We start from the raw sequence: 6863 nt of genomic DNA, 5'->3' as shown, positions 1-6863 counted from the left end.
ACGTGCAGCAGGGATTCGAGGAGGAGGCTCACTGGGGTCCGCGCAACAACCCCGGGGCGGACCGGAACATCGCGGGACTGATCGATGCCTGGCAGGCGAGCGGCCGGCCCGTCGTCTTCGTGCGGCACGACTCGCCCAAGCCGGACTCGCCCCTTCGGGAGGGGTACGCGGGGAACGCGTTCAAGCAGTACGTGGAGGAGCGGCGAGGAAAGGGCACGGGTCCGGAGCTGTTCCTGACGAAGTCGGTGAACTCCGCCTTCTACGGGACACCCGACCTGGATGCCTGGCTGCGGGAGGCCGGGGTGCGGCAGATCGTGGTGGCGGGGATCCAGACCAACATGTGCGCGGAGACGACGGCGCGCATGGGCGGCAACCTGGGCTACGAGGTGTTCTTCGCCCTCGACGCGACGTACACCTTCGACCAGGTGGGTCCGTGGGGCTGGAAGCTGGGCGCGGAGGAGCTGGCGCGGGCCACCGCCGTGACGTTGCACGGCGGTGGGTTCGCGACGGTCGTGCGCAGCGAGGAGCTGGTGGCCGCGGTGAAGTAGACGGTCAGCCGTTGCCGGTGGCCAGCTCGCGGCTGCGGTCGCGGGCGGCTTCGAGGGCGGCGATGAGCGCGGCCCGTACGCCGTGGTTCTCCAGTTCCCGGATGGCGCTGATCGTCGTGCCGGCCGGGCTGGTGACGGCCTCGCGGAGCTTGACCGGGTGTTCACCGCTGTCCCGGAGCATGACCGCGGCGCCGATGGCCGCCTGGACGATCAGGTCGTGGGCCTGGGCGCGGGGCAGGCCGAGCAGGATGCCGGCGTCGGTCATGGCCTCGACGAGGAAGTAGAAGTACGCGGGTCCCGAGCCGGAGAGCGCGGTGGCGGCGTCCTGCTGGGACTCGGGGACCCGGAGGGTCTTGCCGACGCCGCCGAAGATCGACTCGGCGTGGTCGAGGTGCTCGCCCGTGGCGTGGCTGCCCGCGGAGATGACGGACATGCCCTCGTCCACCAGGACGGGGGTGTTCGGCATGACGCGCACGACCGGGGTGCCGGCGGCGAGGCTGCCCTCGATGAAGCCGGTCGTGATCCCGGCGGCCGCACTGATGACGAGCCGGTCGGCGGTGAGATGGGGGGCGAGCTCGGAGAGAAGCGTGCTCATGTCCTGGGGCTTGACCGCGAGGATGAGGATGTCCGCGCTCTTGGCCGCCTCGGCGTTGGTGACCGCCTTGACGCCGTAGCGGGTGCGGAGCTTCTCCGCCCGCTCGGTGCGGCGGGTCGTCACCAGCAGGTCGGCGGGCCGCCAGCCGGCCCGGATCATGCCGCTGAGCAGGGCCTCGCCGATCTTTCCTGTGCCGAGGACTGCGACTGTCTGGGGCATGCGGTTCATCCTCCGGGTGGCGGTGCGCGGGACTCTCGTCGTCGCCATCCTCGCACCGCGCCGTCAGGTGGTGCGGCGGCGGAGGGTGGCGGCGCCCAGGCCGAGGACGAGCAGTGCGCAGCCCGCGACGATCGCGATGTCCCGGTCGAAGTCGGCGGCGGCGTCGGTGTGGGCGAGGACCTGGTTCATCCCGTCGACGGCGTACGACATGGGCAGGACGTCGGAGACGGCCTCCAGGACCGGGTGCATCTGGTCGCGCGGGGTGAACAGCCCGCACAGCAGCAACTGCGGGAAGATCACGGCGGGCATGAACTGGACCGCCTGGAACTCCGAGGCGGCGAAGGCCGAGACGAACAGTCCGAGCGCCGTGCCGAGGAGGGCGTCGAGCAGGGCGACCAGGAGCAGCAGCCAGGGGGAGCCGACGATGTCCAGGCCGAGCACCCAGACGGACATCGCGGTGGCCAGGAGGGACTGGGCGACGGCGACGGCGCCGAAGGCCAGCGCGTATCCGGCGATCAGGTCGCCCTTGCCCAGCGGCATGGCGAGCAGCCGTTCCAGGGTGCCGGAGGTGCGTTCGCGGAGGGTGGCGATCGAGGTCACCAGGAACATCGTGATCAGCGGGAAGATGCCGAGCAGCGAGGCGCCGATGGAGTCGAAGGTCCCCGGGGCGCCGTCGAAGACGTAGCGCAGCAGCGTGATCATCAGGACCGGGACGATCAGCAGCAGCGCGACGGAGCGGGGGTCGTGGCGGAGCTGGCGCAGGACACGTCCGGCGGTGGCGAGGGTCCGGGCCGGGGTGAGTGCGGGGGCGTCGGTGCTCATCGGGTCGTCTCCTGGTCGGCGGTGGTGGTTGCGCCGGCGGCGGCGTCGACGAGGTGGAGGAAGGCCTCTTCGACGGTGGCGGATCCGGTACGGGTGCGGAGGGCGTCCGGGGTGTCGTCGGCGAGGATCTCGCCCTCGCGCATGAGGAGGAGCCGATGGCAGCGTTCGGCCTCGTCCATGACGTGGGAGGAGACGAGGATCGTGGTGCCCCGGTCGGCGGCGAGGGCGTGGAAGAGGTTCCACAGGTCGCGGCGGAGCACGGGGTCGAGGCCGACGGTCGGCTCGTCGAGGACCAGGAGGTCGGGGGTACCGAGGAGGGCGACGGCGAGGGAGACACGGCTGAGCTGTCCGCCGGAGAGGTTTCCGGCGAGGGCGCCGGCGTGGCGGGTCAGGTCGACGTCGCCGATGGCGCGGACGACGGTCTCCTCGCGTGCGGCGCGGTGGGCCCGGCCCGGCCGGAGCACGGCCGCGAAGTAGTCGAGGTTCTGCCGGACGGTGAGGTCCGTGTAGACGGACGGGGCCTGGGTCACGTAGCCGACGCGCGGCCTCAGGGACGGGTGGCCCGCGGGGCGCCCGAGGACGTCGAGCACGCCCGTGACCTGGGCCTGGGTGCCGACGACGGCCCGCATGAGCGTGGACTTCCCGCAGCCGGACGGGCCGAGGAGGCCGGTGATCCTGCCCGGCTCGACGGTGAAGTCGAGTCCGCGCAGGACCGGTCGGCCTCCCCGTACGACGGTGAGGGCGCGGGCCTCGACGGCGCTCGCGTCTGCGGTGCGCGGGAAATTCATCATGTGATGAATATTGGTCCCGCGGGAAGGCCGAGTCAAGGGAGGCGGTGCGCCCCGGTCAGCGGAGCAGCACGGCGAGTTCGACCACGTAACGCTCCTCGACCGTGCCGTCGGGGAAGACCGAGGCCAGGTGCCCGCGCTCCTCGTCGAGGAACCGGCGGGTGGTCTCGGCGCCGGCCCCGCCGCGTACCAGGAAGGCGGAGTGACTGGAGAGGTTGGCGAGGTGCGCGTCGACCGGCACGGTCCGGGACCACGGCAGCAGCCGTTCCGCGAAGTCGCCGGAGAGCCGCGCGAGGTTGCGTGAGCCCCTGACGCCCGGGGTGCCGTGAGCGCTCTTCTCCACTCCGAAGTGACGCCGGAGCCGGGTGTCCTGCCCGGCGATCCACGGCACGGAGTGGTCGGCGACGTTCCACCAGAGCGCCAGGGCGCCGCCCGGACGCAGGACGCGGAGCGCCTCGGGGAGCGCCAGATCCGGGTCGGTCCAGTGCCACGCCTGGGCGTAGGTGATCAGGTCGGCCGACGCGGTGGCCAGGGGCAGACGGTTGCCGTCGCCGGGTTCATGCTGCATCCGGATCGGCGCACGCGGGCGGGGATCGACGCGTCCTTACCGGCCCCCGGTGCGTCCACCGGCCGGCGCGCTCACAGACGCCCGGCGCGCTACCGGCGTCCGGCGCGCTTGCCCTTGGCGCTCCTGCGGGCCGCCGGGTTGCCGGTCCGGGACGACCGGCGCTTCGTGTACCGGGCGAGCGCCGTCTCGTACTCGGTGCGCCGCAGCTTCTCGCCCGGCGCTTCCCGCAACGAGCGGATGAAGTAGGCGAGGAGCGAGCCGATGAAGCCGATCGACTTGAGGCCGCGCAGCCGGTCGTCGGCGGCCGGGTCCGCGGGGCGGCGCGTGAATCCTTCCCAGGTCCTGCGGAAGGCGATCGCGCTGCAGACCGCGAACATCAGCACCACGAGCATGCCGACGAGGCTCCCGACCTCGGCGATCTCCAGGCCCTGGTAGGCGAAGCGCAGGACGAAGCAGGAGGCGACGGCCGCGACGAGCGAGCCGATCGTGACACCGGCGCGCCGCAGCCCGTACCCGCCGTCGTGGTCGACCCAGGTCGTACCGAAGAAACGGAGGGGTTCGGGCTGCGGCCCTGGGGCGGTGCCGCCCGAAGGCGCGGCCGGGGACGTTCCGGGGGCTTCGCTGTTCTCGCTCACGGAATCGATTATCCCCGGGCGCGCAACCAGCCGGTCAGTCGCAGCGCGGTGCGATGTATCCGTCACTGCCCGTCTTGACGTAGGCGTCCGAGACGAACTGCCCGTTGGCGATGTTGTCCCAGAGGTTCGACGTGCCGTACGGGCCGCTCACCCGCTCACCCGGCTTCTGGCAGTACACCGGGACGCTCATCCCGTACGGCAGCGTACGGACGATTCCGTACTGCGTGCCGGGTCCCCGGCGGACGTTGACGCGGTAGCCGGGAGCGATCGGGTAGACGACGGTGCCCGCGGCGAGCGTCGTGACCTCCTCCGCGGCCGCCGGGCCGGCGTCCGCGGTCACTGTGCCGGCGGTGTTGTCTTCAACGCCCATGAGGGCCTCCCCCGTTGAAAGCAATGCATGTGACGCGCAGGCTAACAAGCCCCACCTCACTCGCACGCACCATCGACTAGGCTCCGTGCGTCGCGCTTGCGCACGAACACACGGGGGTGGGCGATGCCGCCGCTGCGAGGGACCGGATCACATCCGGAAGCGGAGCATCCTGAGTACGCCGGGCAGTACAGGCTGGAGGCATGTCTCGGAGCAGGCGGCATGGGTGTCGTGCACCTGGCGCGCTCCGCCTCCGGGCTGCAGCTCGCGGTGAAGGTGGTGCACCGCCAGCATGCGTCGGACCCCGAGTTCAGGGCGCGTTTCCGGCAGGAGGTCGCGGCCGCCCGACGGGTCAGCGGGGCGTTCACCGCACCGGTCGTGGACGCCGATCCGGCAGCTGCCCTGCCCTGGATGGCCACCCTGTACGTCCCCGGCCCCACGCTCTCCGCGCAGGTGAAGCGGAACGGCCCGATGAGCCCCGCCGAACTTCGCAGGCTCACGGCCGGGCTCGCCGAGGCGCTGCGTGACATCCACCGGGCCGGTGTCATCCACCGGGATCTCAAGCCGAGCAACGTGCTGCTCCCCGACTCCGGTCCCAAGGTCATCGACTTCGGGATCTCCCGTCCGTACGACAGCGACCTGCGCACGGAGACGGGCAAGCTGATCGGTTCGCCGCCGTACATGGCGCCCGAGCAGTTCCAGCGCCCCCGCGAGGTCGGCCCCGCCGCCGACGTGTTCGCGCTCGGGGCGGTGCTGGTCCACGCGGCGACGGGCCGGGGGCCCTTCGACTCGGACAGCCCGTACCTCGTGGCCTACCAGGTGGTGCACGACGAGGCCGATCTGGCCGGGGTGCCCGCGGACCTCGCGCCCCTGGTCGGGCGGTGCCTGGCCAAGGACCCTGCGGAGCGTCCCACCCCGGACGAGATCATGGACGCGCTGCACCCTCCGTCGTACGAGGCCACCGCCTTCATCCCGGTGCAGCGCGGGCCGCTCGCCGCCGAGCCGGTGGAGGCGGACGAGGGGACCACGCACGTGCGGTCCCCGGACGCCCTGCCGTCCGGGGCACAGGCGGTGAGGAACCGCCGCGCGCAGCGCCGGCTCGCGGTCGTCGCCACGGCGGTGCTGCTGGTCGCCGGAGGGCTCTGGGCGGCCGTCGGCCGCGGCGGGCCCGGGGCGCCGGAGCCGGAGACCGGTGCGGGGAAGGGCGACGCCACCGCTTTCACACCGTGGCGGACACCGCTGCGGTCCCCGGACGGCGCCACCCCCTCGTGTACGGCGGAGGCTGCGGACAGCGGCTCCGCGCTGTACTGCGTCACCGCCGGCCTCGGCGCGTCCCGGCTGGAACCGTCGGACGGCACGGTGGTCTGGTCGCACCGCGACACCTCGTCGACGGGCTCCGGCGGAGCGCTGTCCGTGGGTGTCGCCTGCACGGTCGTCGAGGGCGAGGAGCTCCGGGCGTACTCCCCCGGCACCGGCACCCGGCTGTGGCACACGGACCTCTCGGCGTATCTCGACACCCCCCTGCCCGCCGGTGACACCCTGCTGACCGTCCGCCAGGACGGGACGCTCCAGGCGCTCGACGCGGAGACGGGGGCCTCCCGCTGGCACCGCACCCTCCCGGGGCACGAACGGCCCGGCTACGGCCTGTACGACGCGGATACCGGGCTCGCGTACGTCTACGAGGGCTCGGCGCAGGGGGCCAGCACCCTGGTCACGGCCGTCGAGGCGGAGACCGGCGAGACGGCCTGGCAGCGCAGGCTGGACGGGATGCTCACCCCGGCCGGGACATCGGGCGGGTCACTCCTGCTGACAGCCATGAACGAGAAGGCCCAGACCACCGGGGTCGTCCGCTACGACCCGGAGTCGCGGAGCACCGCCCGCATCGCGCTGCCCTTCCGGATGAACGGGCCGGAGACCGTGCTCGACGGGGACACCGCCCTCCTGCTGGAGCGCGGCGGGACGCTGCTGGCCGTGGACATCCGCCCGGGCGCCGGGCGGCCGGAGCGGTGGCGGCTGGAGACGGCCGTCGGGATGACCTCGGCACCGGTCCTCGGGGCGGGCGGCCGGCTCTACTTCTCGGCCGCCGACGGGCGCCTGCTCGCCGTCGACACGGAGCGCGGGACGCTGCTGGGCCAGACGCGCCCGCGGTTGAGGGCGGGAAAGCTCAGCCACGCCTCGTCGCTGCCGGCCCCCGTCGTGCTGGGCGGGAGTGTCGTCGGCACCGCGCCGGACGGTTCCGTCTTCGCCGTGGACGCGGACGACCCCGGCCACTGGTGAGACCTGGTGCGCGTACCGGCCTCGCCCCCGGTGAGACCCGGTAC

The 6863-nt window shown here is 72.9% G+C and carries 7 protein-coding genes and 1 pseudogene (1 of these 8 only partly in view); 2 read left to right on the top strand and 6 right to left on the bottom strand.

Annotated features, from left to right (window positions below):
• On the top strand, window positions 1–548 hold the 3' portion of the coding sequence (locus B9S57_RS22325; RefSeq protein ID WP_103517339.1) for a cysteine hydrolase family protein. Its footprint begins 37 nt before the window's first position; the window shows 548 of its 585 coding nt (coding positions 38–585); the start codon falls outside the window, past its left edge; its stop codon occupies window positions 546–548.
• A 4-nt stretch (window positions 549–552) separates the two neighbouring features.
• Here the strand turns inward: B9S57_RS22325 and proC are convergent, their stop codons facing one another.
• The 6 genes and pseudogenes from proC to B9S57_RS22295 all read right to left on the bottom strand — a co-directional run bounded on the left by proC (window position 553) and on the right by B9S57_RS22295 (window position 4545).
• Window positions 553–1362, bottom strand: coding sequence for a pyrroline-5-carboxylate reductase (proC, locus tag B9S57_RS22320; RefSeq protein ID WP_103517338.1), 810 nt, complete (start codon window positions 1360–1362; stop codon window positions 553–555).
• Window positions 1363–1425: 63 nt separating this feature from the next.
• Window positions 1426–2184, bottom strand: a complete 759-nt coding sequence (locus tag B9S57_RS22315; RefSeq protein WP_103517337.1) for an ABC transporter permease — start codon at window positions 2182–2184, stop codon at window positions 1426–1428.
• Window positions 2181–2975: an ABC transporter ATP-binding protein gene (locus B9S57_RS22310; protein WP_103517336.1), complete on the bottom strand. Its 795-nt coding sequence runs from the start codon at window positions 2973–2975 to the stop codon at window positions 2181–2183. The genes B9S57_RS22315 and B9S57_RS22310 overlap by 4 nt, the downstream gene beginning before the upstream one ends.
• A 55-nt stretch (window positions 2976–3030) precedes the next feature.
• Window positions 3031–3525, bottom strand: a pseudogene (locus B9S57_RS22305) (class I SAM-dependent methyltransferase); the annotation flags it as partial.
• A gap of 104 nt (window positions 3526–3629) precedes the next feature.
• Entirely contained in the window at window positions 3630–4175 is a 546-nt protein-coding gene (locus B9S57_RS22300) for a hypothetical protein (RefSeq protein WP_103517334.1), read from the bottom strand.
• 34 nt (window positions 4176–4209) lie between these two features.
• On the bottom strand, window positions 4210–4545 hold the full coding sequence (locus tag B9S57_RS22295) for an SH3 domain-containing protein (RefSeq protein WP_103517333.1): 336 nt from the start codon (window positions 4543–4545) through the stop codon (window positions 4210–4212).
• Window positions 4546–4668: 123 nt separating this feature from the next.
• Here B9S57_RS22295 and B9S57_RS22290 point away from each other — a divergent pair, with 123 nt between their 5' ends.
• A complete protein-coding gene (locus B9S57_RS22290; protein WP_103517332.1) occupies window positions 4669–6819 on the top strand; it encodes a serine/threonine-protein kinase in 2151 nt (716 codons plus the stop codon).
• Window positions 6820–6863: the final 44 nt, after the last annotated feature.

It is taken from the genome of Streptomyces sp. SM10 (assembly GCF_002910915.1).
Classification (GTDB): domain Bacteria; phylum Actinomycetota; class Actinomycetes; order Streptomycetales; family Streptomycetaceae; genus Streptomyces.
The sequence above is the reverse complement of the archived record's forward strand: the minus strand, read 5'-3'. Positions and strand labels throughout refer to the sequence as shown.

Excerpts from the sequence above, each read along its gene's own strand:
- proC (WP_103517338.1), bottom strand. The coding sequence starts at position 1,362 with ATGCCCCAGACAGTCGCAGTCCTCGGCACAGGAAAGATCGGCGAGGCC.
- B9S57_RS22315 (WP_103517337.1), bottom strand. The coding sequence starts at position 2,184 with ATGAGCACCGACGCCCCCGCACTCACCCCGGCCCGGACCCTCGCCACC.
- B9S57_RS22310 (WP_103517336.1), bottom strand. The coding sequence starts at position 2,975 with ATGATGAATTTCCCGCGCACCGCAGACGCGAGCGCCGTCGAGGCCCGC.
- B9S57_RS22295 (WP_103517333.1), bottom strand. The coding sequence starts at position 4,545 with ATGGGCGTTGAAGACAACACCGCCGGCACAGTGACCGCGGACGCCGGC.
- B9S57_RS22290 (WP_103517332.1), top strand. The coding sequence starts at position 4,669 with ATGCCGCCGCTGCGAGGGACCGGATCACATCCGGAAGCGGAGCATCCT.